This is a genomic window from Paenibacillus sp. J45TS6 (assembly GCF_018403285.1).
In the GTDB taxonomy this organism is placed as follows: Bacteria; Bacillota; Bacilli; order Paenibacillales; family Paenibacillaceae; genus Paenibacillus.
The window spans coordinates 58,425-82,799 of sequence record NZ_BOSJ01000011.1 but is presented as its reverse complement, the minus strand read 5'-3'; the positions used below and the strand labels follow the sequence as shown (position 1 = coordinate 82,799).

Here is a 24,375-nt window from a genome sequence, read left to right as displayed (position 1 = left end):
TAAGCAGCAAAATAAACAAAGTCTGATCCTATCTCTTCATAGAGAAAGAATCAGACTTTGGTGTCTCCTGGATCTTCGGTGCCTAACTGATCAGGAATTTAATAATGACCATTCCAAAAAAGATGACCGTCATGAACAGGAACATGCCAAAAAATCCACCCATAAGATCGAATAAATCATTACGGGGTTCTTCATTCTTGTGGGAACGTGGATCATAAGGACGAAGCACTTTTGGTTCCATGATGGACCCTCCTTCATAAGACTGTATACGCTGAAGATCTTTCAGATAACAGCGTGTACGAATTTATTCAAGTATAACGGTTATAGGAAGATTTTGTAAAGAAATTGTAAGGTTAGGAAATGATCAAACGTTTCGCATTACACATCGTTATATGCTATAATAAAGTAATCGTTTATGATAACGATAAGGTGTTTAAATAATACTTGTGCATGATATAGAAGGAGGACTTTCTCATGGCTATTGTAAATGTATCCGATCAATCCTTTAACACTGAAGTTGAAGGTACAGGTACGGTTCTTGTAGATTTCTGGGCGCCTTGGTGCGGTCCTTGTAAAATGCTTGCTCCAATCTTGGAAGAGCTTGCTGCTGACGTTGGCGATGACGTTAAAATTGCTAAGGTGAACGTAGATGAGAACCCTGAATCTGCTTCCCGTTTTGGCGTAATGAGTATTCCAACTTTGATTCTGTTCAAAGATGGTCAGCCCGTTGATAAAGTTGTTGGACTGAACTCCAAAGAAAACCTGAAAAACCTGATTTCCAAGCACTAATACCGCTTGTGATTAGGGAAACGCCTCTGGCATCTATGCCAGGGGCGTTTTTTATGTAATCCATAGGCTTCCACTTGAATAGAAGAAACAGAAGTTATACTATGAGATAAGAACATGTATTCGATAAATGATTTAGGATGAGATCCTTTTTTATATAAAGCTTAGTTCATGGTTAGGAGGGGAAACCGCGATGGATTCGCATTTGGAGAGCATAGAAGAACAAGAAAAAGCACTTGAGAATATCAGGCATAAGCTCGCTTTACTTCCGGATCTTCCCGGCTGCTATCTCATGAAGAATGCACAAGGAACGATTATTTATGTAGGTAAAGCCAAAGTTTTGAAGAATCGGGTACGGTCTTATTTTACAGGCAGTCATAATGGAAAAACACAAAGACTCGTTGCGGATATTCGCAACTTCGAATATATTGTCACAAACAGTGACAAAGAAGCATTGTTACTTGAGCTCAATCTCATAAAAAAACATCAACCGAAGTATAATGTGCTTTTAAAAGATGACAAGACATTTCCTTATCTAAAAATAACGAATGAACGCCATCCCAAGTTAGAGGTGACGCGGAGAGTTCTCAAGGATAAAGCAAAGTATTTTGGTCCCTATCCAAACTCCTATGCCGCACATCAGACGAAAAAGCTGCTCGACCGGATGTATCCACTTCGTAAATGCGGTGTGATGCCTAAAGACGTTTGTCTTTATTACCATATGGGTCAGTGTATGGCTCCATGTGTGAAAGAAATACCGAAGGAAACGTACGAGGGCATCAGTCAGGAGATCGGCTCTTTTCTTAGCGGTGGTCATGAAGAAATAAAAAAAGATTTAGAGAAAAAAATGCATGAAGCCGCAGAAGATCTTTATTTTGAACGGGCAAAAGAATTACGTGATCAGATCATGAGCATAGATGCGCTTATGGAGAAACAGAAAATTACGACCGCAGATAATAAAGACCGGGACGTATTTGGTTTTGCTGTGGATAAAGGGTGGATGTGTGTTCAAATTTTATATGTCCGCCAAGGGAAAATGATTGAACGACATGTGACGACTTTTCCGTTCTATGGGGATGCTTACGGTGATTTTATATCCTTCGTAACGCAGTACTATAGTGACAATCCTGCATTACCTAAAGAGATTCTCCTTCCTGTAGCAGAGGAAATGGATCATAAGGAAGATCAAGAAAAAGATGAAGCCGAAGCGTTATTGAGATCCGAAAATGCGGAATCCGTTGGAACGCATGACCCGATTTCTGCGGCTGCACTTTTGCAAGATTGGCTTGGTATAAAAGTGCTTCTGCCAAAACGCGGACTCAAGCGTCAAATGGTAACCATGGCGATTCAAAACGCGAAAGTTTCTCTTGATGAGAAATTCCGTTTAATTGAACGGACTGAAGAACGGACCTCCAAAGCAGCAGAACGCTTGGCTGATGCCCTTGGATTACCGTCATTAAACCGGATTGAAGCGTTCGATAACTCAAATATTCAAGGTTCAAATCCCGTATCTGGTATGGTGGTATTCATTGACGGAAAACCAGAGAAGAAAGAATATCGGAAATATAAGATTCGGACAGTACAAGGACCTGATGATTATGAGACGATGCGTGAAGTGATACGGCGCCGATACGAAAGGGTGCTGAAGGAAGACTTGAAGCGACCTGATCTAATTATCGTCGATGGCGGGAAAGGTCAAATATCAGCAGCTCAGGAGATTTTGCATGATGAGTTAGGGTTATTTATTCCGGTTTGCGGACTTGTAAAGGATGCAAAACATAAGACTGCGCAGCTAATGAAAGGCGATACCTACGAAACGGTGCAGCTTGCTCGCGACAGTCAGGAATTTTATCTTCTTCACCGGATCCAGGAAGAGGTTCACCGCTATGCCATTACGTTCCACCGTGAGCAGCGGGGTAAATCCATGGTTGTCTCTAAGCTGGATTCCATTCCAGGAATCGGGGAGAAGAGACGCAAGATGTTACTCAAACATTTTGGTTCTTTACGCAAAATTAAAGAGGCCAGCATTGAAGACTTCCGGCCTCTTTCCATTGGCGATAAACTAGCCAAACAAATTATTGATTCTCTTCAAGATGAGGAGCCGTGAATAACGGCTTCTTTTTTTTAGGTGCGGGATTAAATCGGTATATAATGTAACCCACAATAGCGGGAAGAATGATCCAGAAAACACCCGCGAACACATTTACTGTATCCATCATCATGATCAAGCTTACTCCCATGAGAATGCTGTTAAATATAACGTGACTAAACATGGAAGTAATAAATCCGTATCGTATCATAATAAAGCTGAACACGAGTCCGATAATGGTAAGTTCAATCGGTCTTGTAATGACAGGATAGATCGGGTACAGCGTATGTCCCATTGCCCAGATCACAGAAGTGATCAGACTTGCGAGAATGGTGCTGCGCACCATTTTTTTGAACATACGGATACCGAACAGACGATATACAGCTTCTTCTCCAATGCCAGCCATCCAAGCAAGTAGAGGCATAAGCCATGGATAGAGCATGTTATACGGTGACTGGCTTGCATCAGTTGTTGACCAGGAACCAAGACCCTTTTCCAAAAAGATAAAAATGATGGATTGGAGCCCTAACAAAGCGAATGCCCAGAGGTAACCGGAAAACATACTGTTTAGTACATAACGTCCATACCCTTCTTCATTGGCCTGCGGCCATAGATTCATTCCTTCTTTACGCCAGAGTCCATTACCAGCCACAAGGGAGAAGTACACGAGACAAGTCATCGCCAGTGTAAACAATGCTTGTATACTAAGCAGTATGATAAGCATCGCCGTTGAATAGCCTTCTGCCTGAAACGTGGGAAGCAGGTTAAAGGTACCGATCATGGTAAACAGGAAGTACAAAATGGATAGCCAGATTCCTCGTTTAAAAGAGGTGTATGCTCGGGTACGGACACTGTAGACAATGGCTAGAACACCAAGCAGTAAGGTGAATAAACCGTAACCGACAAGCGTCATTATGGTGGCTTGAGACGTTTGTTTTTCTACATAGGCTGTATGAGCTGCCGGAACAGAGAACTGAGGCTCATATGAACGTATTTCTCCATTCTCAAAGGTGAATCGAAGTTCAAGAACAGAGTCGCCAATTTTCATGGAAGGATCCGTATAGATAAGGCCTGTATCCGATTCATCCGTATTTTTAAGGTTCAGCTTACTGGGTGTATAACCTGCAGCGGCTAAGATGGGAGCAGCTAGTTGCTGCTTTTCTGATAAGGTAATACCTCCTTCTGCCATTCGGTTGATTAGCAGCGCTTCTTCTACTTGAGATGCGGGAAGCACTTCGGGGTCCACATAAGAAGAAGAAGGGGACTCATGAGTATAGCTAACGGGTATCCCCGTATTCATATGTACATCGACAGTCACCTGCCCGCCTTCTGAATCCGGTATCCTTACACTGTATAGATCATAAGGATATTGCTGTTTAAACTGTTCGTTATAAGAAACAAGCAACTTATTATCTACCAGATAGCCGTAGAGATCGGAGTGAGACTTATAGGTGACAAGTACATCTTCATATGAGACATTGGCTGCTATAATTCCTACTTGCTGCTGTGCATAAGGCAGAGCTGCCTCAAAGGCTTCTTGTTTTGTAATCACCTTCTGTGTCTGCTGTTCAGTGGACTGCATCGCAGTTCCTGGTAAAATCTGAAAGACAACAAACAAAATAAGGCCGATAGCTCCCAGCACGCAAAGCCGCTTAAAATTGGGGGTAAGCACAAGGGGTTGCCCTGTTCGATTCATGTTATTCCTCCTTGTAATTTGCAGGTAAATCGCCATAATAAGTTTACTGTAAAGATAGCATAGCCACTTAGTGAAAGCGAGTGGATCGAGCAAATCTATGATAAAGCCTTTATAAGCTTGTAAATATACAATAATGTCTTATAATCTAATCTTTATGGATGAATTTATGCTAATTTGAATGAATTTCTTTTAAATTATCGGTTCTTTCATTTTGTGTTCATGATTGGGAAAGACTTATAATCGGGGATGAACTTCTTATGGTCATGGGCAGAATAAATCCTAAAAAGAAAAAACAGGGGGAACCATTACCTAGAGCTATACAAATTGCTCGGAAAAGGTTCTCTTTTTAATTGAAGCTAATGAATGAGGTGAACATGTGTTTAACATGACTGCCCGTATCTTTAAATTAAACCCGCCTCAAATATTAGTGCTCGGCTTTGCAGCAATTATTATGGTTGGTACTTTGCTGCTGATGCTTCCGATTGCTAATACGACAGGGGAAAGGATCGCATTTATAGATGCTTTTTTTACGGCAACATCGGCAACATGTGTAACTGGACTTGTCGTAATGGATACGGGACATTATTTTTCTGTATTTGGCCAAGTGGTGATTGCTGTACTCATTCAGCTTGGCGGTCTGGGATTTATGACAATGACGACTCTGATCGCGATTGTCTTTCGGCGGAAGATATCCCTGCGTGAACGGCTTATTTTACAGCAAGCTTTAAATCAAAATTCGATAGAAGGCATTGTAAAACTGGTAAGGAAAGTATTATTTTACTCTATTTCTATAGAGTTGATTGGAGCACTCATCTTAACAATACGCTGGTCTTTTGATATGCCGTTTGGCAAAGCCCTCTATTTTGGTGTGTTTCATTCGATCTCTTTGTTTAATAATGCTGGGTTTGATTTGTTTGGCGATTTCCGCAGTTTAACCCTGTACGTAAATGATCCGGTCATCAATATCGTTAGTATGGCTATCATCATTCTTGGCGGTCTTGGATTTGTGGTTTTGTCTGATTTAGTCGGAATACGTCAGATTAGAAAATTATCTTTACATTCTAAAGTAGTCATTTCTGTGACTTCGTTTCTCATTATTTTCGGAGCTGTCGTATTTTTTATTCTGGAGGTTACCAATCCTAGGACACTGGGACAAATGGATGCGGGGGGCAAAATACTCGCTTCATTCTTTCAGTCAGTAACCACTCGGACAACGGGCATGAATACGGTCGATATTGCCGGACTCCGGCAAGCAACTCAGTTTTTCATAATTATATTGATGTTTATTGGTGCTTCCCCGGGCTCAACAGGCGGAGGGATCAAGACTACAACATTTGCGATTCTTATAGGGGCAGTTATCTCCATGGTTAAAGGACAAGATGATGTGGTGATGTTCCGTTATCGAATTCCGCAAGAACGAATATTTAAAGCATTGACGATTACGATGTTATCTTTGGTGGTGGTTATCGGAGTAACGATGATTCTATCGACAACGGAAGACAGTCAGTTTTTAGCAATCTTATTTGAAACCACTTCTGCCTTTGGGACGGTCGGTCTCTCCATGGGACTTACACCGGATCTCTCAACGATTGGGAAATTATTGATCAGTTTAACGATGTTTGTCGGTCGTCTTGGTCCGATTACACTAGGTTACGCGCTTAGCAAAAAAAATAAAGAACTATACAGGCACCCTGAAGGCAAGATCATTATAGGGTAAGGGAGTTATTAATATAAAGATGAAGAAACAACAATTCGTAGTGGTGGGGCTTGGTCGTTTTGGATCGAGCCTTGCAATGGAACTCGTTGAAAAAGGATATGAAGTACTCGGTATAGACCGCAATGAAGAGATCGTAAATGACATGAGTGATGTGCTGACTCATACCGTTGTAGCGGATGCTTCAGACGAGGACATGCTGCGCTCGCTTGGTGTCCGAAACTTTGACTGCGGAATTGTCGCTATTGGCGATGATGTGCAGATGAGTATTTTAAGTGCGATTTTGTTAAAAGAACTCGGTGTAAAAAAAGTCATTGCTAAAGCAATTTCCTTACTGCACGGCAGGGCGCTGGAGAAGCTCGGAGTCGATCGTGTAGTTTATCCTGAAAGGGATATGGGTAAGCGGGTCGCTCATCAGCTTGTTACTCCCAATCTGCTCGATTATATTGATCTGTCGGATAACTACACGATCGTTGAAATTACAGCTCCAGAGCATTTGAACGGTAAAACTCTAAGTGAGGTAAATACAAGAGCACGTTTCAATTGCAGTGTGGTCGCTCTGCAAAAGAAAGATGGCGTAATTATCGCCCCTACTGCACTTGATGCCATTAACAGCGGAGATATTATGGTCATTATCGGTACCCATTCCAATATTGATCGTTTCGAAGAAGAAGTAATTAACGAGTAAAAGGAAGACGCATCATCGTGAGCGGCGGGCATGCAAAAAATTCAGTCGTTTCCTGAATCCACTGCTTGGCGGTTGCGCTGAGCTCTTCTTTTTTTCCGTAAATCATACAGGTCGTACGCAGCGTCTGCTTCAGCTCGGCGATCTGAACGGTGACAAGATCATTGTCTAACAGTAGCTGCGGTCTTACATAGGATTTAGGGAGTAGAGCAGCTGCTTTACAAGTAGGAAGTAGTCGGATAATAGCCTCAAAGGAATCAATCTCCATACGAATGTCAGGCATAATCCCTGTTCGGTGAAACAGATCATCGGTTAATTTACGGTACCATGTCCCCTTGGAAAAAGTAATCATCGGCAGTTTCTGTAAATCTTCCATGAACGATTCTTTTCCGCTCAGCGGATGAGTGCTGGGGACTACAAGTTCAAGATGATCCTCAAATAAAGGACAACAATTTAGACCTGGCTCACTGATGGATGAAGCAACGATGCCTACATCCGCTCGCCGATCTCTTACTGCCGATACAATCTCATGTGTTTTCCCTGTGACGAGCTTAATCTCTGCATGGGGATGGTTATCCATAAAAGCCGAGATCAGGGGAGGCAGCGTGGTTTGAAGCGTTGTAAGACTTGCTCCTAGTGTGATGATACTGTCGGTGTCATCCTTAAACTGAGCCAAGGACTGCAGAAATTTTAATTGATGCTGACGCTGCTCCAGTGCAAAATCATAAGTAAGACGACCGATGGTTGTCAGTTCAAGCCTTTTTCCTTTCCGATTAAAGAGTGTCACGCCAAGCTCACCTTCGAGCTTGGCTATTTTGCGTGATAAAGCCGGCTGGGATAGATTTAGTAATTTGGATGCCTGATTCAGACTGGATTGTTCTACAACGGTAGCAAAGGCTTGCATTTCTTCAAACATATACGTGCACCTCCAATAGATCCTTTGGATCAGGAATGTATGCTTATACCTTTTAGTTATAACATGTAATAATTATATTGCAATTCCATTATAAGAGAAAAAGAGGTAACATAAAACAAGACACAAGTTGTTCACAAGTAGGAATATGGAGCAATTTGTCGATCCCTTTGTACGCAAAGGGTAATGCGGTGATCTTTCAATTCAAAATATGAAAACGCTGTACATGGGAAAGGGGAACGTCAATTTATGAAAGGGTTTTATTCGAGAAAGCTCCACTCGCTTCTTGGTGTCATCCCGCTGAGCTTGTTTTTCCTCGAGCACTTAATCACGAATTTTTCAGCCGTTGAGGGCGGCCCGCAAGCGTTTAAGGATTCGGTTGCTTTTCTGAACAGTCTTCCGCTCGTAATTGTCCTGGAGATGTTCTTAATTTGGCTGCCGCTTCTGTTCCATGGTGTTTACGGGTTGTATATTGCTTATCAGGCGAAACCGAATGTGGGACGCTTTGGTAACGAACGTAACTGGAGATACACTCTGCAGCGGATTTCCGGTGTCATTACGTTTGTATTTGTAATCTGGCATCTATACGAGACACGAGTTCAGGTAGCTCTTGGGAATGTAACACATGAGCAGCTGGGCAGTGTGATGCACGATATCGTGATGAATCCAATCTTCTTTGTTATCTATTTGATCAGTGTAGTATCCGCATCATACCATTTTGCAAACGGTATTTGGTCTTTCTTGGTAAGCTGGGGGATCACACGCGGACCACGTTCGCAGCGCGTATCTTCTTATATTTGTATGAGCATGTTTGCACTCGTTTCCGTTATGTTTATCGCATCATTATTCGCATTCCGCGGCGTGGAGTTCGATGAAGCGTCCGCTTTTATTCAAATATTGAAGACAGTCTGAGGTTTAAGGGAGAGTGAACTGAATTGGCTACAACTAACGTTATCGTAGTGGGCGGTGGTCTGGCAGGTTTAATGGCTACCATTAAGGCAGCTGAAGCCGGCGTCCATGTACATTTATTTTCGATCGTACCTGTAAAAAGATCTCACTCCGTGTGTGCACAGGGCGGTATCAACGGAGCCGTTAATACCAAAGGGGAAGGGGATTCACCTTGGGTACATTTTGATGACACCGTATACGGCGGAGACTTCCTGGCAAACCAGCCACCCGTTAAAGCGATGTGTGAAGCTGCGCCGGGTATTATCCACTTGATGGACCGGATGGGTGTTATGTTTAACCGTACGCCGGAAGGACTTCTTGATTTCCGCCGTTTTGGTGGAACGAAGCATCACCGTACTGCGTTCGCGGGTGCAACGACAGGACAACAGCTCCTATATGCACTGGATGAGCAAGTACGCCGCTGGGAGACAGCAGGACTCGTAACCAAGCATGAACATTGGGAGTTCCTACAAGCTGTTGTGGATGATGAGGGAGTGTGCCGCGGAATCGTAGCTCAGGATCTGCGTAACATGGAAGTTGTTACTTTTGCAGCAGATGCAACCATTCTTGCAACAGGCGGCCCTGGTATTATTTTCGGTAAAACAACAAACTCCGTAATTAACACAGGAACAGCTGCAAGTGCTGTGTATCAACAAGGTGTAAATTATGCGAATGGTGAATTCATTCAAATTCACCCGACTGCGATTCCTGGCGATGACAAACTAAGACTGATGTCTGAGTCTGCGCGTGGTGAAGGCGGCCGAATCTGGACTTATAAAGACGGCAAGCCATGGTATTTCCTTGAAGAGAAATATCCTTCTTACGGTAACCTTGTACCGCGGGATATTGCGACTCGTGAGATTTTTGATGTGTGCGTTAGTCAGAAGCTTGGAATCAATGGCGAGAACATGGTTTATCTTGACCTGTCTCACAAAGATCCGAAGGAACTGGATGTAAAACTCGGCGGAATTATTGAAATTTACGAGAAATTCATGGGTGATGACCCGCGTAAAATTCCAATGAAAATTTTCCCTGCAGTTCATTATTCTATGGGCGGCATGTGGGTGGATTATAACCAAATGACAAATATCCCTGGTTTGTTTGCAGCCGGTGAATGCGAATATCAATATCATGGTGCAAACCGACTGGGTGCAAACTCTTTGGTATCAGCGATCTACGGTGGCATGGTTGCAGGACCGAAAGCAGTGGAATACATCAAAGGAATGAAGAAATCGACACAAGATGTTTCTTCTTCTGTTTTTGATGGATATAGAAAACAACAATCAGAGAAATATGATCAAATTACTAAAATGCAAGGCAGCGAGAATGCCTATGTTATTCATAAAGAGCTGGGCGAGTGGATGACAGACAACATGACGGTTGTTCGTCACAACAACAAGCTTGAGCAAACGATCGGTAAGATTAAAGAACTGAAAGAACGTTATAAGAACATCAATGTTAACGATACATCGAGCTGGAACAATGCGGGCGCTTCGTTTACAAGACAACTTTGGAACATGCTTGAGCTGTCTGAAGCGATGACACTGGGTGCTTTATTGCGTAACGAAAGCCGCGGGGCGCACTACAAACCGGAATTCCCAGAACGTGATGATGAAAACTTCTTAAAAACAAGTATCGCTACATGGAGTAAAGAAGGACCTAAGATTTCTTATGAGGATGTTGACGTATCGCTCATTCCGCCGCGTATTCGCGACTACTCTAAAGACTAAGTCAGGATATCAGCAGCAATCTTGCAGTAATAAGTGAGGAGGGAAACATCATGGCAGAAACTACGGTGACAAAACAATCATCTAAAACTGTGAAGTTTATTATTACCCGTCAAGATAAGCCGGATTCCGCTTCGTATAATGAAGAATTCGAGCTTCCGTACCGCCCGGGGATGAACGTAATTAGTGCTTTGATGGAAATTCAGCGGAACCCAGTGAACATAGAGGGCAAACAAATTGCCCCTGTCTGCTGGGATTCCAACTGTCTGGAAGAAGTGTGTGGCGCTTGTTCTATGGTCATTAACGGGAAACCCCGCCAAGCTTGTGCGGCGCTGGTGGATCAGCTCGAACAACCGATCAGACTTGAGCCGATGAAGACCTTCCCGGTCGTTCGTGACCTGGTTATCGATCGTGACCGGATGTTTAAAGCGCTCAAACGCGTTAAGGCATGGATTCCAATTGATGGCACCTATGACCTGGGTCCAGGTCCTCGGATGCCTGAGAAGAAACGTCAGTGGGCTTACGAGCTGTCGAAGTGTATGACATGCGGTGTATGTCTTGAAGCTTGTCCAAACGTAAATGAAAAAACAGACTTTATCGGTCCTGCTGCCATTTCGCAGGTTCGCCTGTTTAATTCTCACCCAACAGGAGAGATGAACAAGGAAGAACGACTGGATGCACTCATGGACGACGGTGGTATCGAAGGCTGTGGTAACTCTCAGAACTGCGTACGCGCTTGTCCAAAAGGAATTCCGCTCACCACTTCCATCGCGGAGATGAACAAAGACACAACAAAACATATGTTTAAACGTTGGCTTGGCGCGTAACTTACGAGTAGTAACGATAGAGCATGAACCCCGTTCTTTATGCACGGGGTTCTTTTGTTTGGAATAACAAAGATAAGTTTCTATATAGGGGATACAGCATGTTATCCTGCAGTACCTAAGTTCCTTACTTAAATTTAGATTATGGTATAATTTGAATCACTAGAAGGGAAGTGCATCTCTATGGCAGACGCCATTATAGAAAGACCCGTCACACGTTCTGAAATAGCGGAAGGACTTACGAAACTTGGACTGAGGCCCGGAATGACGATTCTTGTCCATTCTTCAATGAAGAGTCTTGGAGGTTGGGTCCCAGGCGGTCCTCCAGCGGTTGTTTTAGCGCTCCAAGATGTGATTGGACCGGAAGGAACAATAGTTATGCCTACCCAATCGATGGATCTGACAGATCCTTCTACATGGATGAATCCACCGGCTGATTCCAAATGGTGGGATTTGATTCGGGATGAGATGCCAGCCTATGAACCCGATCTCACGGAAACCGCAGGAATGGGCGTCATTGTAGATGCATTCCGGCAGTCTAAAAATACCCGCCGCAGCAGACATCCGCATGTGTCTTTTGCTGCATCAGGACCGATGGCTTCCTATATATTAGAAGACCACAGTTATGATTACAGTCTCGGGGAACAATCCCCCTTAGGACGTCTATATGAACTGGATGCACACGTTGTCTTACTTGGCTGCGGACATGAGCGGAATACTTCATTTCATCTAGCTGAATATCGAGCCCATTATGCAGGTAAGGAAGAAGTCCAGCACCGTGCACCTGTTCTATCGAATGGAGTAAAGCAGTGGATTACATACCGAGACTACAACATTAACTCTGATGATTTTCAAAAGCTGGGTTCGGATTATGAGCAATCCGCAGTTTCGCCTTATAATAAAGTTCAGATTCGCTGGGCTCCATGTTTTATGGCACCGCAGCGTGCCTTGGTTGATTATGCAAAAACATGGTTGAGTACAAATAGAAAGATGGATAAGGAAACCTAAGCGATGGGCTAGGTGAAGAAAGGGGACCTCCAATGAAGGAAAAACGAGTGCATTCAGAGCAGAATGACCGTAAACCGGTGCGACCACAAGATGGACGCGAAACGGTCCCAGCGATTTTCCCAGGAAAAGAGAAAGTGCATGATCCCTCCCGTCGGCGTTTTCTTAAAAAAGCAAGTAAACTTGCTCTTACAGCAAGTGCCGGCATTTTTACAGGAGGATATGCGTGGTTATGGGAGCCAAGGCGACTTGAAGTAGAGCATGTGGAGCTTACATTACCGCGGCTGCCCAAAGCTTTTCACGGTATGAAAATTGCTCATTTCAGTGATATGCATCTGGGATTTCATATGGATCTATCGGATATGGAGCGTCTTGCTTCAGCACTAGCCAGACAAACTCCCGATCTAATCTGTTTTACTGGAGATATGTTAGAAGGCAGAGCGGAGCCCATGGTAGAATGTATTCCACTGTTACAATCAATGAAAGCCCCGCTAGGCAAGTATGCCGTACTCGGTAATCATGATTATCGGGGACGTGAATATGAACGACTCGCTCAAATGTACAGGGAAGCAGGGTTCACATTACTTGTGAATCAGCATATCACTGTGGAGCGCGAGGGAGAACAAATAGCCATCGTAGGAATAGATGATGCACTAAACGGAGTACCTGATCCTGAAGCGGCCCGCAAAGGGCTGGAAAAAGGAACGTTTGCTATCCTGCTCATGCACGAGCCTGATTATGCAGATATCGCGAAGGATTACGATTATGATCTGCAATTATCAGGACATAGCCATGGAGGTCAGGTTAGAGCACCTTTTATAGGGGCACTTACCACTCCAAGGGGTTCTCAAAAGTACATTCAAGGACTGTATTATACAGGTGAAAAAGGAAAATCCATGCCTGTTTATGTGAATCGTGGAGTCGGAATGACTCAGCTGCCTATACGGTTTCTGTGCAGACCGGAGCTGACCATTTTTCATGTGTAACATTTATGGCATCGTAGAAGTAAAGCTCGGCAAAGAGGGCAGAAAGGAAGGATAACATGCAGCGAATCGCTATTGTTTCCGATATTCATGGCAACATGACGGCATGGAATGCCGTTCTGGAAGATATTCGTAAAAGAGGGATTACCCGCATCTTTTGTTTGGGTGATCTGGTTGGCAAAGGTCCTGACTCGATCTCTGCTGTGGATTCTGTTCGTCAGAATTGTGAAGTTGTTGTGCGTGGTAATTGGGATGAACTTGTTGCAAAGAGACAGCCAGGTCCACATTTTGAGTGGCATGCGGAGAGTCTCGGGGAGGAGCGGTTATCCTACTTGGCAGCACTTCCTTTCAGTTATCACTTTCGGCTAAGCGGCAGACTGATTCGGCTCGTTCATGCTTCGTCTACGAGTGTATATCACCGAGTACAGCCATGGGATACACTCGAAGAAAGAATGGGGATGTTTGGGGCTATTTCAGAGACTGCCTCACAGGAAATGGATGCTGGAGAGCCGGATGTCGTTGCTTATGGTGATGTCCACAATGCCTACTTACAGTATTTGAACGGTAAATTGTTATTCAATGTAGGCAGTGTCGGCAATCCCCTTGATTTGCCGCAGGCTTCCTACTGTATTATGGAGGGAACTAGCGAAGAACAAGCTGAACTTGAAACCAATGCTCCAAGCGAGCCTCTGCCTTTTAATGTGCAGTTTGTTCGTGTACCTTATGATATTGAAGCTGAAGTATCGAAAGCACTACAATCGGATGCACCTAATATTGATCTATACATCAATGAGATTCGAACTGGAGTTTATCGCGGATTACAAGGCAAGTAACTTTTTTCGAAGAAGGAGTACACTCACTTTCATGTTTACAAAACTTGCGCTGAGACAGGGTTTGCCGGTACTGACTTCAGAGCGCTTGCGTATGAGAGCTTTGGCGCCTGAAGATGACGAGGTAATCTTTCAATTTTTAAACGATAGTGAAGTGATTCAATATTTAAATCGTGTAAACTTGCCGACCAAGATCCGTGCAAGGCGCATTATGAAAGAAATTCGGTTATCTGGAGCAAAACTGGAATCCATACACTACGGAATTTGTTTGCAGGAATCAGGGCATCTAATCGGGGTTATCTCCTTTCAGCAGTGGAAAGAGTCGCAAAAGCAAGCACAGATTGGCTATATGTTTAATCGAGCGTATTGGGGTCAAGGATATGCGGCAGAAGCATTAGAGCGGCTGATCCGGTTTGGTTTTGAGGAGTTTGATTTTACTCAGCTGGAAGCAAGAATTCATGAGCAGAATGATCGTTCCAAGAAACTGCTGATGAGAAGCGGTTTTACCCATAAAAAGACACAACAGCACTTTTCCCTGCTTCAAATGCAGAAGCAAGACATTCTTGTCTATGAGATCGACAGGGAACAATACAGACATAATAGAAGAGGTTATCATGAAAGCGGAAAATTGGTTTAGACATCCGGCAGGCATTGTCGTAAGTTCAGCAGTGGCCACGTTACTGTGGGGCAGCGCGATGCCTGTCATTAAAAAAGGTTATGCAGCGCTTGATATCGAGGCGGCTCATGTTAGCGAGCAGTGGTTGTTTGCAGGATACCGTTTTACACTGGCAGGATTACTGCTAATCCTATTTCACTATCTGTTCCAGAGAAAGAAGAGCGGAGCGGGTCAAAGAATAAGAAAGAGACGGCTTGGCCGGCTCGCACTCATTCAGACATTTCTTCAGTATCTGCTGCTCTATGTAGGACTTAGTTACAGTACAGGAATACAAGGGTCTATTATCGTCGGCTCCACTTCCCTATTTCAAATGTTATCGGTTCGGATGTTTGACTCATCAGAGCGACTTACTTTGATGAAAATATCAGGTTTGTTCCTTGGGTTTGCAGGTATTGCGGCTGCCGGGATCGGAAATGGGAATATGGAGATATCTTTTGGATGGGGAGAATTATTGCTGCTCGGTTCTGCGATGTTTGGCGGAGTAGGGAACGTACTCGCTAGGCAGGAAAGTAAAAATGAACCCGTCTTATCTTTGACGGGAAGACAGATGATGCTCGGCGGAGTGATGCTGCTTGCCGTTAGTGTCCCTGTTACTGGACTTGCCCCATTTCCAATGGACGGAACAACATTCTTATATTTATTTTATCTTGCCTTGTTGTCAGCTGCTGGTTTTGGATTATGGAATACCATTATGAAATATAATGAAGTAGGCCGGGTCTCGATGTACTTATTTCTCATTCCCGTATTCGGAGTGATTTTATCTTCTCTGATCCTCGGGGAACAGCTGTCAGGCTGGATTGCGGTATCTCTATCGCTCGTGGTCAGCGGTATAATCATTGTGAATCGATCGGTTTCGGACAAGCGTTTGAAGCGGCTAAAAACAACGAATAACACCCCATGATATCGCATTAACATATCTTGTTACACAAATGAAATATTGCTGACACTAAACTCTAACAGAGACAGGGTAAACTGATCTCATGACCCCCTTTTTGATAATATAAAATGCAGTTAGGACCCGTGAGCGAGCTCACCGGGTCCCTTTTTTTATCTGGAGTCAAGCTAGAGCGGAACAACTTGCATTTCTTTTTGTTTGAAATAGACCCAACTTTCAAATCCGATTTCTTTCAGCTTGCTGCGAACCTCTTCCCATTCATCACCGACACGCTCTGGTTTATGCGCATCAGAACCAAATGTAACATACACACCGTAGTGATGAGCCCGTTCCAGAATCTCATCAGAAGGGTACCAGCCGCCGCTAAGTTTGGTTTTGCCGGATGTATTAATCTCAATAGCAATCCGTTCTTCCGCAATCGTCTGAAGCGTATCATCAATTGCTTTTTCCGCCGGTATTTTAGAAAAGTCAGGGTAATTCCCTTTCATTGCATCAATATGTCCAAGGATTTGGAACATCCCGCTTTTGGCAGATTGTCGAATCAAATCATAATACGTTTCTTTGACTTTGATTCTCGCCTTTTCATCGTGATTCTTCCAACGATTTTTGTTAAAAATACTAACTCCTCCCGTACTATGTACGGAACCAATAATATAGTCGAACGGATACTTGTTTAGCGTCTCGCGATACACTTCGGCAAACTCCGGAAAAAAGTCTGACTCAATGCCAAGCAGAACATCAATTTTTCCTGCATATTCTTTCTTGAGAGAGAGTACTTCTTCTACATAGTTTACAAGTTCGCTTTTTGCCATCGCAATTTTGGGAAAAGCCTGTTCTTCTTCCCTTCCAAAGTAAGGGGTATGATCAGAAATGCCGATCACTTGAAGGCCTGCAGATATTCCTGCTTCAACGTAATCCCTTATGGTTCCGTTTGCATGACCACAGCGAACGTGGTGCGTGTGCAGATCAAATTTCAAGGGTAGAGTCCTCCTATTCTATTCGGAACTGACAAACTGAGTTTCTGGCATGCCTTTCAGGTCACTTAAAAACTGCTGCATCGCGGAGTTTAAATATCGGGTGGATTTGTAGATGACGCCAACGGGATGAGCGACACCAAGCTCGCTAAGCGGGATCATAACTAGGGAGCCTGAGCGGAGTTCACTTGCTGTTGACTGTTTGGAGATGACTGCCGCGCCCAGGTTAAGCTCCACCATTCTTTTGATCTCTTCACTGCTGGATAATTCCATAACGACATTGGGTTCAATCTGATGCTTCTGCAGAATGTCATCAACAAACTTTCTTCCTACGGTATCAGGAGAAAGCATAATTAAGGGGGTTGTGCCTAATACATCAATGGTTGCATGTTTTTTCTGTGCTAATGGATGATGCGGCGAGACCACAAGCTCAAACGTATCATAGTAAAGTACAGACGTATTTAAATTCGGGTTACGTTCAATAAGATAACCGATTCCCACATCGATCATGCTATTTTCTACTTGCTGATAAATTTGGGAGGAGGGCATGGACTGAATACTGGTTTTAATTAAAGGAAATTGATCCTGAAAATAGGACAGAATTCGCGGTAGAATCTGAATTGCGATCGAAGTCGTTGTTCCAAGCACAATATGTCCTTGCGGATTTTGATCGAGGTCGGAGAGCTTAAGTTTGAGTTCATCCACAATATCAAGAATCCGTTCCGCATGATTTAGAAATACCATGCCGCGATCGGTTAATGTTACGGGCTGCGTACGATCAACCAGCACCGTACGAAACTCGTCTTCCAGACTTTTTATTTGAGCCGACACAGCAGGTTGCGTTAGATTGAGTAGCTCTCCGGCTTTGCGGAAGCTCATCGTTTTAGAAATGGTGATCAGTGTCTCCAGTTGACTGATGTTCATAACGTGCCTCCTGACGTTGAAGAGTGCATAAGATATCGTTCTTTTATAAATTATAGGGGAATGAAAGGTGGAGGGCAACGCTGTCATGTTTTCATTTTTAATAGAAAGCTTGAATATATTTCATACATCTCCTGTAAAGTGGCCTATATCAAAGATTAGTATAAAGATGGAGGGGTTTAGGTGAACCAAAAAAGGGCAAGAGCCTGGGCGATGTATGATTGGGCTAATTCTGCGTTTGCAACGACAATGATCGCAGCTGTGCTTCCTGTGTTCTATCAAACAGTGGCTGCAGCTGATCTTGATGGGGCGGTAGCTACGAGTTACTGGGCTTTCTCTCAAACCATAGCGATGATTCTTGTTGCTGTGCTGGCTCCTCTGCTTGGTGCGGCGGCTGATCAAGGGGGAAGGAAAGGACTTTTTCTTCTGGTCGCTGCTATTGTAGGAGCTGTTGCAAGTGCACTTATTGGCTTTACAGGGAGAGGAGATTATGTAGCTGTCTCTGTCCTGTTTATTATTGCAACGCTTGGTTTCTCCGGCGGAAATACATTCTATGACGCTATGTTACGTGATATCGCGCCGCCAGATCAGCGTCATGCTTTGTCTGCACGCGGTTATACGTACGGTTATCTTGGAGGCGGCCTCTTACTTCTTGTGCACATTGTGCTCATTCAAGGATGGGCGAGCTTTGGATTTACTTCTCAAATTCAGGCGATGCAAATCGTCTTTATGACCGCCGGTTTATGGTGGCTGCTGTTTTCGATCCCGCTTTTTCGCAACGTACCGCTGATTGAGCCTAAACATAAACATACAGATCCTTCCCAATCATCTCCCCAGACGGGGGTATTCCGCACCGTAAAACAAAGTGTAAAAAGTGTTCTTCGTACCTTGTTACATATCAAAAAATATCCCGAACTATTCAAATATTTAGTAGCTTTTTGGCTTTTTAATGATGGAATCAGCACGATCATTAGTATGGCTGCCATTTATGGTGCCGAGATTGGCATTGGGGCTACGCATCTGATCGCGGCGTTATTGATTACTCAGTTTGTGGGTGTACCATTTACTTTTCTATTTGAGAAACTGCCGGTGAAAATCGGTGCTAAAAATGCACTTTATTTATCCCTTGGGTTTTATGTGTTGATTGTTATTGTTGGTTATTTTATGAACAGTCCGCTTCACTTCTATATTCTCGCGGCGATGGTCGGTATGGTGCAAGGAGGAAGCCAGTCCCTCGCAAGGTCTATTTATAGTCAGCTTGTCCCTGCAAGCAAAGCTACTGAATTTTTTGGCTTTATGAGTCTGTCCGGAAAAGTATCTGCCGCGCTCGGCCCAGCCGTATTTGGCCTTACCGCAGCCTTAACAGGCACAAGCCGGCTTGCGATCTTGTCCGTTATGTTCTTTTTCTTAGCAGGGATGTGGTTCTTAACGAAGGTCGATTTATCAAAAGGGGAAAGAGAAGCAGCAGAGGATGATGATCCCTCTGTACCACCGGACCGTTATACACCTAGTGGTTTCACGTGGTAAGAACAGGAATGGAGGTCTTTTGAACTAGGAAAATGAGCTGGTGAATCGTTGGACTTACCTAATTGTTTGCTTTCGATGGATACGACTTTCTTATTCATGTATAAACAATCCCTTCTGATCTGTCGATAACAGTTATTATGGGCCTTTAGATTTAATTCGTGATGAATTGAAATGTGGCTTAAAGTATAATAATGTTAATTATAATGGGACTTTTGGGTCGTGACCATTAACTCAGTAAGGGGGCAAAATTGTTGAAAGCCGAAGTGATTAATCCGTTTTTGGAGTCCGCACGGCTCGTATTTGAACAATTGATTCAAAAATCACCTTCCACCGGTCAACTGGGTATCAAAAATGTGGAGTACTTAGAGGACCATATATGGATCATGATCGGAATGACAGGACAACTGAACGGCAACGTTGTTTTTGGAATTGAGGAACAGGTGGCACTACGTATCGTATCCGCTATGATGGGCGGATTTATCATTGCTGAGATGGATGAGATGGGGCAGAGCGCAATTTCAGAACTCGGTAATATGATTAGCGGGAATGCAAGTACGATCCTATATAACCAGGGATACTCTGTTGATATTACTCCGCCGCAGGTAGTGAAATCCTCTCATCCCGGCATGGACCTCGTCAGTCAGGCACTTTGTATTCCGATCTCAATGGACGGCATTGGAGAGCTGGATATTCAAGTTATGATCTCTTAAACCGTTCTCTAAGCAGCAGCTCGCTATTCTAGTTTTGTTTTTTACATACGGGTGCATTATCATAATAAGAATAAGCGAACTGCAGGCTGGAGGATAAATGGCGATGAGGTTACAAGGCAAAGTGGTACTGATTACAGGAGCATCAAGCGGTATTGGCGCTTTATGTGCACAGAAGCTGAGTGCGGAGGGTGCGATTCCGATCTTGACGGCAAGATCAGAGAAAAAGCTAACTGATATCAGTCAGTCCATAGGTGGTACTCATGAATGGCTGAAGATGGACGTAACAGATGCAAGGGAAGTACAGTCTTGCGTAGAGAAAATTATAGAAAAGTACGGGAAAATTGATATCGTACTTAATAATGCGGGCTATGGACAATTTGAATCGTTCGTTAATATGCCTGTTTCTTCATTTGAAGATATGATGGACGTGAATTATATGGGAACAGTACGGGTAACGAAAGTCGTATTGCCTTATATGCTGGAAGCAGGGCAGGGTCAAATCGTAAATGTTGCCTCTATGGCAGGAAAGATTGGAACGGCAAAATCGGTTTCCTACACAGCGACGAAACATGCGGTTCTCGGCTTTAGCAATGCACTGAGACAGGAATATAGAAAATCGGGCATTCACGTAACAACGATTAACCCGGGCCCCATTGACACCCCTTTTTTTGAACAGGCAGATCCGGACGGCGGTTATATGAAAAATCTAGGCGGCTTCATCATGAAACCCGAATACGTTGCTGATAAGATTGTACAGGCGATCATCCGCCGCAAGGAAGAGGTAAATCTCCCCCGATCAGCGGCTTTTGGCATGCGGATTTATCAGTTGTTTCCCAGATTTGCAGATAGGTTGACCTATGGACTCATGAACCGAAAATAAAGGGAAAGCTCCTGGCTAATTATAAGCTTAGGGGCTTTATTTTTTGTTTTTTTATGGCGCGAAAAAAGATCGCATTTGGTACAGCGCCTGTTTTCGCATATAATGAAATATAATCGATTTTCAAACAAAGGATGGACTATTAAAAATGACAACAAGTTTTGATTCACTCGGGTTACACCCGGATTTAATACAATTGCTTTCGGATAAAGGGATTACAGCGCCTTCTCCTGTACAGGAACAGACGATTCCTGTGATACGTGAAGGAAAAGATGTCCTTGCTCGTTCCCAGACCGGAACTGGAAAAACATTAGCGTACCTACTGCCGCTTCTGGAAACGGTAGATACGAATGTAAAAGGTACACAAAAAGTCATTCTTGCTCCGACACAAGAGCTTGCTATGCAAATTGTACGAGAAGCAGAAGTGTACGGCGCATATAAGGGAATTAAGACACTCGGCCTTATTGGCGGTGCTGCCATCAAACGTCAGATCGAAAAGCTGAAAGAGCATCCGGAGATTGTCGTAGGGACACCGGGCCGAGTTCGTGAATTAATTGAAGTACGTAAACTCAAAATGCATCAGGTCAAAACAATCGTTATCGATGAAGCCGATCAAGTATTTCAGCTGGGCGGTGCAGGTGATGTGAATCATATTCTGCGCAGTGCACTCAGAGATCGCCAGCTCGTCTTTTTATCCGCTACGGTGGATGAAGGAACACGGAGACTCGCTGAACGTGAAATGAAAGATTTTGTTTCGATTGGTATTGATCCGGAGCAAATGACGGCAACAGGACTGACACATTTGTATTTTGTAGCAGGTGAGCGCGAGAAAATTGATATGCTTCGCCGCGTGGTGCGTCATTTTGATCCAACCAAAGCGATTGTGTTCGCTAATAATGCGGAGACGATTTCGGAAGTAGAAGCCAAAATGAACTACATGGGTATCTCTGCTGCTGCTCTTTACGGTGATGCGGATAAAATGACGCGGACCCGGGTTTTAAGTGCATTCCGTGATGGACAGATTAAACTTCTCATTGCCAGTGATGTAGCTGCACGAGGTCTTGATATTCAAGATTTACCGCTCGTTATTAACTTTGACCCTGCTTTTGACTCCGATCATTATGTTCACCGTGCAGGCAGAACAGGACGGATGGGCAAGACGGGGACTGTTGTATCCATCGTTGGGGAGAAAGAGACCTTTATCATGCGTAAATTCGCTAGAGAACTTGGCATTGAGCTGAATGAACGAGCAATGCAAGGTGGAGAAATAAAAGATGGACCGGCGGTTTCCTCCAATAGACCTCAGCGATCATTCACTAAAAAAGGAGCTTCTTCTTTTGCTTCCTCTTCACATGGAAAACCAGCGGTTCGCACAAGCAGTGCGAAAGACCGTGAGCAATCCTCCGCTGTTCCTGGACGCAAGAACGAGAGAGAACGCGATCGGAAGAACAAAGGGGCTCCAAAATGGCTTAAGGACAAGAAAAAAGAGCAATAAGCCTAATATAGAAGAAAGCGGGGGATATCATGGAACAATCACCGATTCTGCAAATTAATGATCTTAGCGGAGGGTATAGTGCCAAAAAACCCGTGCTGCATCATATTGATTTTCAGGTGGCTCCTGGTGAGATGGTAGGCCTGATTGGACTGAACGGGGCGGGAAAAAGTACGACCATGAAGCATATACTCGGCCTGATGGTTCCGCAGCAAGGGGAGGTTCTGATTCAAGGGAAACGAAGGGAAGAAGATCCAGAATCTTATCAGAGCGGGATGGCCTTTGTTCCTGAATCACCGGAACTGTTTATGGAAATGACCGTTATGGAGCATCTGGAATTTACAGCACGTGCTTATAATGTGACCAAAGCAGAGTTTAAGGAACGGGCTGATCATTTGCTGGACATGTTCCGAATGAGAGATAAGAAAGATACCTTGTCTTCTCATTTGTCCAAAGGGATGCGGCAAAAAGTGATGATTATGAGCGCTTTTGTCGCTAGACCGCCGCTTTACATTATCGATGAGCCTTTCCTTGGTCTTGACCCGCTTGGTATCCGGTCTTTACTGGATTTTATGATGGAAATTCGCGCATCGGGCGCTTCCATTTTGCTTAGTTCACACATTCTATCGACTATTGAAAATTACTGTGACAGGTTCATCATTCTTCACAGCGGCAAAATTATTGCCCAAGGAACACTCACAGAACTGCGTGAACAGTTCGGGATGAAGCAAGCTCCGCTTGAAGATCTATTCTATCAACTTGTACAAGGCAGGGATTGAAGATGGATCTGAAGCAGCTATGGAAAACAAGGCGTTCTGCATTCTGGAATCAGATTACTCCTTATCTAGGATATGTAATGCAGAGCGGGGTAGCGGTGATGATGGGGTTCGCCCTGATTGCTTTTTCCGCATGGTATACCGCTCTTGTTCAGGATATTCCTGAAGGATTTCCGATTGGTCTGGTAATGCTTGTTGTACTTGCTCCTCCCGTAATTTTCAGCAGCTTTAGAACCTATCTACAGCAGGCAGATATCGTCTTCCTAAGACCTCAGGAATATCGAATGAATCTGTATTTACAGAACAGTTTTGTAAGAGGGATCGTCTATAAGTCGGTAGGTCTGGTTCTATTAATCATTCTTCTATGGCCGCTTTATATTCGCAGTGAAGGAGAGCCGAAGCCCTTTTATCTATTCTTAATTGTGCTTCTATTGCTTAAATACTTCGCCAGCTACGGAGGCTGGATCGAGCAGCAGATGATATCACGGTCCGCTCGATTAGGATATCGAGTATTAAGATATGGCTTTATTGTAGTAAGTTTATATGCATTTCTATGGCATTCGCTTGCGCTAAGTCTGATCTTTATTGCCTTGCTTGCCGGATTATATCTGGTTTCTCTTCGATTTCCAGTGAAGCTGCCTGTACACTGGGAATATCTGATCGAGACAGAACAAAACCAAAGTTCACGAGCAATGAAGACGTTAGGTTGGTTTGTGGAAGTTCCTGCTTCTCGTCAGCGGGTTCATGCCCGGAAGTGGCTGGCACCGCTTGCTGATCGGCTTCGGTGGGGACAGCAGGCCGCATTTCAGTATCTTATCTTCAAAACGTTCCTGCGCAGTGATTTGCTTGGAATTACCGTAAGGCTTATGGTAATTGGCGGATTATTCGTATATTGGACAGCAGGCAGTTTATGGGGAAGCGGAGTGTATTTGTTCTTCTTATTCTTGCTAGGAATTCAGCTGTCTGGACTTCGGCGAAATCACCATGATTCGTTTTGGATTCATATTTATCCTGTGACACCACAAAGCCGAAGAGAGCAGGTACTTGGTTTTGTCTATGTATTACAGATGGCGGGAGCAATCTTATTATTCATCCCTCTATTCATTGGGGGGTGGGGCAGATGGGTAGAGACCTTAATTACGTTAGTAATAGGTATACTCATCGCCCGCTGGTTCCGAACTTCGGAACGTAAGAAGTGGTCAAACGAGGAAGATGCGGAATAAACGGAAGGTGCAGGGAGGATCAACATGATGATATAGGTCCCTGCCATTTATCCGCTTGGAAGTAAACAAGGCCGGGATATCCCGGCCTTTTGTCTTGTAATGGT

23 protein-coding genes are annotated in these 24,375 nt (G+C 44.0%); 18 read left to right on the top strand and 5 right to left on the bottom strand.

From position 1 onward, the window contains the following. Nucleotides 1-82: 82 nt before the first annotated feature. On the bottom strand, nt 83-241 hold the full coding sequence (locus KJS58_RS16510; RefSeq protein WP_191802010.1) for a YqzM family protein: 159 nt from the start codon (nt 239-241) through the stop codon (nt 83-85). A gap of 233 nt (nt 242-474) precedes the next feature. On the opposite strand from KJS58_RS16510, the gene trxA reads away from it, so the two are divergent. Then, the gene (gene trxA / locus KJS58_RS16505) at nt 475-789 is read left to right on the top strand and encodes a thioredoxin (protein WP_191802012.1); all 315 of its coding nucleotides are present in this window, start codon (nt 475-477) and stop codon (nt 787-789) included. Nucleotides 790-979: 190 nt separating this feature from the next. Beyond that, entirely contained in the window at nt 980-2,893 is a 1,914-nt protein-coding gene (uvrC, locus tag KJS58_RS16500) for an excinuclease ABC subunit UvrC (RefSeq protein WP_213534042.1), read from the top strand. Here the strand turns inward: uvrC and KJS58_RS16495 are convergent. After that, complete coding sequence (locus KJS58_RS16495) at nt 2,862-4,571, bottom strand: CPBP family intramembrane glutamic endopeptidase (RefSeq protein ID WP_213534040.1); 1,710 nt, start codon at nt 4,569-4,571, stop codon at nt 2,862-2,864. The two genes, uvrC and KJS58_RS16495, sit on opposite strands and share 32 nt — an antisense overlap. Before the next feature lie 385 nt (nt 4,572-4,956). Here KJS58_RS16495 and KJS58_RS16490 point away from each other — a divergent pair, with 385 nt between their 5' ends. Together KJS58_RS16490 and KJS58_RS16485 are read left to right on the top strand one after the other, a co-directional pair. Beyond that, nucleotides 4,957-6,288: a TrkH family potassium uptake protein gene (locus KJS58_RS16490; RefSeq protein WP_191802018.1), complete on the top strand. Its 1,332-nt coding sequence runs from the start codon at nt 4,957-4,959 to the stop codon at nt 6,286-6,288. A 19-nt stretch (nt 6,289-6,307) separates the two neighbouring features. Next, on the top strand, nt 6,308-6,973 hold the full coding sequence (locus KJS58_RS16485; RefSeq protein WP_213534038.1) for a potassium channel family protein: 666 nt from the start codon (nt 6,308-6,310) through the stop codon (nt 6,971-6,973). Here the strand turns inward: KJS58_RS16485 and KJS58_RS16480 are convergent. Then, nucleotides 6,963-7,886 carry a LysR family transcriptional regulator gene (locus KJS58_RS16480; protein WP_213534036.1) on the bottom strand — a complete coding sequence of 308 codons (924 nt, stop codon included), beginning with the start codon at nt 7,884-7,886 and terminating at the stop codon, nt 6,963-6,965. The two genes, KJS58_RS16485 and KJS58_RS16480, sit on opposite strands and share 11 nt — an antisense overlap. A 246-nt stretch (nt 7,887-8,132) precedes the next feature. Between KJS58_RS16480 and KJS58_RS16475 the strand changes: the two genes are divergently transcribed. From KJS58_RS16475 to KJS58_RS16440, 8 genes are all read left to right on the top strand, one after another. Beyond that, a complete protein-coding gene (locus KJS58_RS16475) occupies nt 8,133-8,795 on the top strand; it encodes a succinate dehydrogenase cytochrome b558 subunit (protein WP_213534034.1) in 663 nt (220 codons plus the stop codon). 23 nt (nt 8,796-8,818) lie between these two features. Continuing rightward, nucleotides 8,819-10,561 (top strand): succinate dehydrogenase flavoprotein subunit, encoded by a 1,743-nt coding sequence (sdhA, locus tag KJS58_RS16470; protein ID WP_213534032.1) that lies wholly within the window; start codon nt 8,819-8,821, stop codon nt 10,559-10,561. A gap of 50 nt (nt 10,562-10,611) precedes the next feature. Continuing rightward, a complete protein-coding gene (sdhB, locus tag KJS58_RS16465) occupies nt 10,612-11,385 on the top strand; it encodes a succinate dehydrogenase iron-sulfur subunit (RefSeq protein ID WP_213534030.1) in 774 nt (257 codons plus the stop codon). Nucleotides 11,386-11,565: 180 nt separating this feature from the next. Continuing rightward, a complete protein-coding gene (locus KJS58_RS16460; RefSeq protein ID WP_213534028.1) occupies nt 11,566-12,390 on the top strand; it encodes an AAC(3) family N-acetyltransferase in 825 nt (274 codons plus the stop codon). 32 nt (nt 12,391-12,422) lie between these two features. Beyond that, nucleotides 12,423-13,373 (top strand): metallophosphoesterase, encoded by a 951-nt coding sequence (locus tag KJS58_RS16455; RefSeq protein ID WP_213534026.1) that lies wholly within the window; start codon nt 12,423-12,425, stop codon nt 13,371-13,373. A gap of 56 nt (nt 13,374-13,429) precedes the next feature. After that, nucleotides 13,430-14,203, top strand: a complete 774-nt coding sequence (locus tag KJS58_RS16450) for a metallophosphoesterase family protein (protein WP_213534024.1) — start codon at nt 13,430-13,432, stop codon at nt 14,201-14,203. A gap of 31 nt (nt 14,204-14,234) precedes the next feature. After that, nucleotides 14,235-14,837, top strand: a complete 603-nt coding sequence (locus KJS58_RS16445; protein WP_213534022.1) for a GNAT family N-acetyltransferase — start codon at nt 14,235-14,237, stop codon at nt 14,835-14,837. Next, nucleotides 14,815-15,777 (top strand): DMT family transporter, encoded by a 963-nt coding sequence (locus KJS58_RS16440; RefSeq protein ID WP_213534020.1) that lies wholly within the window; start codon nt 14,815-14,817, stop codon nt 15,775-15,777. Before KJS58_RS16445 ends, KJS58_RS16440 begins: the two co-directional genes overlap by 23 nt. Before the next feature lie 161 nt (nt 15,778-15,938). On the opposite strand, the gene KJS58_RS16435 is transcribed toward KJS58_RS16440, so the two are convergent. Together KJS58_RS16435 and KJS58_RS16430 are read right to left on the bottom strand one after the other, a co-directional pair. After that, on the bottom strand, nt 15,939-16,748 hold the full coding sequence (locus tag KJS58_RS16435) for a histidinol-phosphatase (RefSeq protein WP_213534018.1): 810 nt from the start codon (nt 16,746-16,748) through the stop codon (nt 15,939-15,941). A gap of 18 nt (nt 16,749-16,766) precedes the next feature. Continuing rightward, nucleotides 16,767-17,669, bottom strand: a complete 903-nt coding sequence (locus tag KJS58_RS16430; RefSeq protein WP_160034853.1) for a LysR family transcriptional regulator — start codon at nt 17,667-17,669, stop codon at nt 16,767-16,769. A gap of 180 nt (nt 17,670-17,849) precedes the next feature. Here KJS58_RS16430 and KJS58_RS16425 point away from each other — a divergent pair, with 180 nt between their 5' ends. From KJS58_RS16425 to KJS58_RS16400, 6 genes are all read left to right on the top strand, one after another. Further along, complete coding sequence (locus KJS58_RS16425) at nt 17,850-19,193, top strand: MFS transporter (RefSeq protein ID WP_213534017.1); 1,344 nt, start codon at nt 17,850-17,852, stop codon at nt 19,191-19,193. Nucleotides 19,194-19,444: 251 nt separating this feature from the next. Next, nucleotides 19,445-19,903, top strand: coding sequence for a chemotaxis protein CheX (locus KJS58_RS16420; RefSeq protein ID WP_213534015.1), 459 nt, complete (start codon nt 19,445-19,447; stop codon nt 19,901-19,903). 103 nt (nt 19,904-20,006) lie between these two features. Next, nucleotides 20,007-20,783: an SDR family NAD(P)-dependent oxidoreductase gene (locus tag KJS58_RS16415; protein WP_374705826.1), complete on the top strand. Its 777-nt coding sequence runs from the start codon at nt 20,007-20,009 to the stop codon at nt 20,781-20,783. Between the two features lie 145 nt (nt 20,784-20,928). After that, on the top strand, nt 20,929-22,275 hold the full coding sequence (locus KJS58_RS16410; protein ID WP_213534011.1) for a DEAD/DEAH box helicase: 1,347 nt from the start codon (nt 20,929-20,931) through the stop codon (nt 22,273-22,275). Nucleotides 22,276-22,304: 29 nt separating this feature from the next. Next, nucleotides 22,305-23,051, top strand: coding sequence for an ABC transporter ATP-binding protein (locus KJS58_RS16405; protein ID WP_213534009.1), 747 nt, complete (start codon nt 22,305-22,307; stop codon nt 23,049-23,051). Nucleotides 23,052-23,053: 2 nt separating this feature from the next. Further along, nucleotides 23,054-24,271, top strand: a complete 1,218-nt coding sequence (locus tag KJS58_RS16400; RefSeq protein ID WP_213534007.1) for an ABC transporter permease — start codon at nt 23,054-23,056, stop codon at nt 24,269-24,271. Nucleotides 24,272-24,375 lie beyond the last annotated feature (104 nt).

Bases quoted from the DNA above. Each gene is read 5' to 3' on its own strand.
- KJS58_RS16475 (WP_213534034.1), top strand. From the start codon at position 8,133: ATGAAAGGGTTTTATTCGAGAAAGCTCCACTCGCTTCTTGGTGTCATC.
- KJS58_RS16410 (WP_213534011.1), top strand. From the start codon at position 20,929: ATGACAACAAGTTTTGATTCACTCGGGTTACACCCGGATTTAATACAA.
- sdhB (WP_213534030.1), top strand. From the start codon at position 10,612: ATGGCAGAAACTACGGTGACAAAACAATCATCTAAAACTGTGAAGTTT.
- KJS58_RS16485 (WP_213534038.1), top strand. From the start codon at position 6,308: ATGAAGAAACAACAATTCGTAGTGGTGGGGCTTGGTCGTTTTGGATCG.
- KJS58_RS16510 (WP_191802010.1), bottom strand. From the start codon at position 241: ATGGAACCAAAAGTGCTTCGTCCTTATGATCCACGTTCCCACAAGAAT.
- KJS58_RS16430 (WP_160034853.1), bottom strand. From the start codon at position 17,669: ATGAACATCAGTCAACTGGAGACACTGATCACCATTTCTAAAACGATG.
- uvrC (WP_213534042.1), top strand. From the start codon at position 980: ATGGATTCGCATTTGGAGAGCATAGAAGAACAAGAAAAAGCACTTGAG.
- KJS58_RS16405 (WP_213534009.1), top strand. From the start codon at position 22,305: ATGGAACAATCACCGATTCTGCAAATTAATGATCTTAGCGGAGGGTAT.
- KJS58_RS16495 (WP_213534040.1), bottom strand. From the start codon at position 4,571: ATGAATCGAACAGGGCAACCCCTTGTGCTTACCCCCAATTTTAAGCGG.
- KJS58_RS16480 (WP_213534036.1), bottom strand. From the start codon at position 7,886: ATGTTTGAAGAAATGCAAGCCTTTGCTACCGTTGTAGAACAATCCAGT.
- KJS58_RS16450 (WP_213534024.1), top strand. From the start codon at position 13,430: ATGCAGCGAATCGCTATTGTTTCCGATATTCATGGCAACATGACGGCA.
- KJS58_RS16440 (WP_213534020.1), top strand. From the start codon at position 14,815: ATGAAAGCGGAAAATTGGTTTAGACATCCGGCAGGCATTGTCGTAAGT.
- KJS58_RS16490 (WP_191802018.1), top strand. From the start codon at position 4,957: ATGACTGCCCGTATCTTTAAATTAAACCCGCCTCAAATATTAGTGCTC.
- KJS58_RS16455 (WP_213534026.1), top strand. From the start codon at position 12,423: ATGAAGGAAAAACGAGTGCATTCAGAGCAGAATGACCGTAAACCGGTG.
- KJS58_RS16400 (WP_213534007.1), top strand. From the start codon at position 23,054: ATGGATCTGAAGCAGCTATGGAAAACAAGGCGTTCTGCATTCTGGAAT.
- trxA (WP_191802012.1), top strand. From the start codon at position 475: ATGGCTATTGTAAATGTATCCGATCAATCCTTTAACACTGAAGTTGAA.
- KJS58_RS16460 (WP_213534028.1), top strand. From the start codon at position 11,566: ATGGCAGACGCCATTATAGAAAGACCCGTCACACGTTCTGAAATAGCG.
- KJS58_RS16415 (WP_374705826.1), top strand. From the start codon at position 20,007: ATGAGGTTACAAGGCAAAGTGGTACTGATTACAGGAGCATCAAGCGGT.
- KJS58_RS16445 (WP_213534022.1), top strand. From the start codon at position 14,235: ATGTTTACAAAACTTGCGCTGAGACAGGGTTTGCCGGTACTGACTTCA.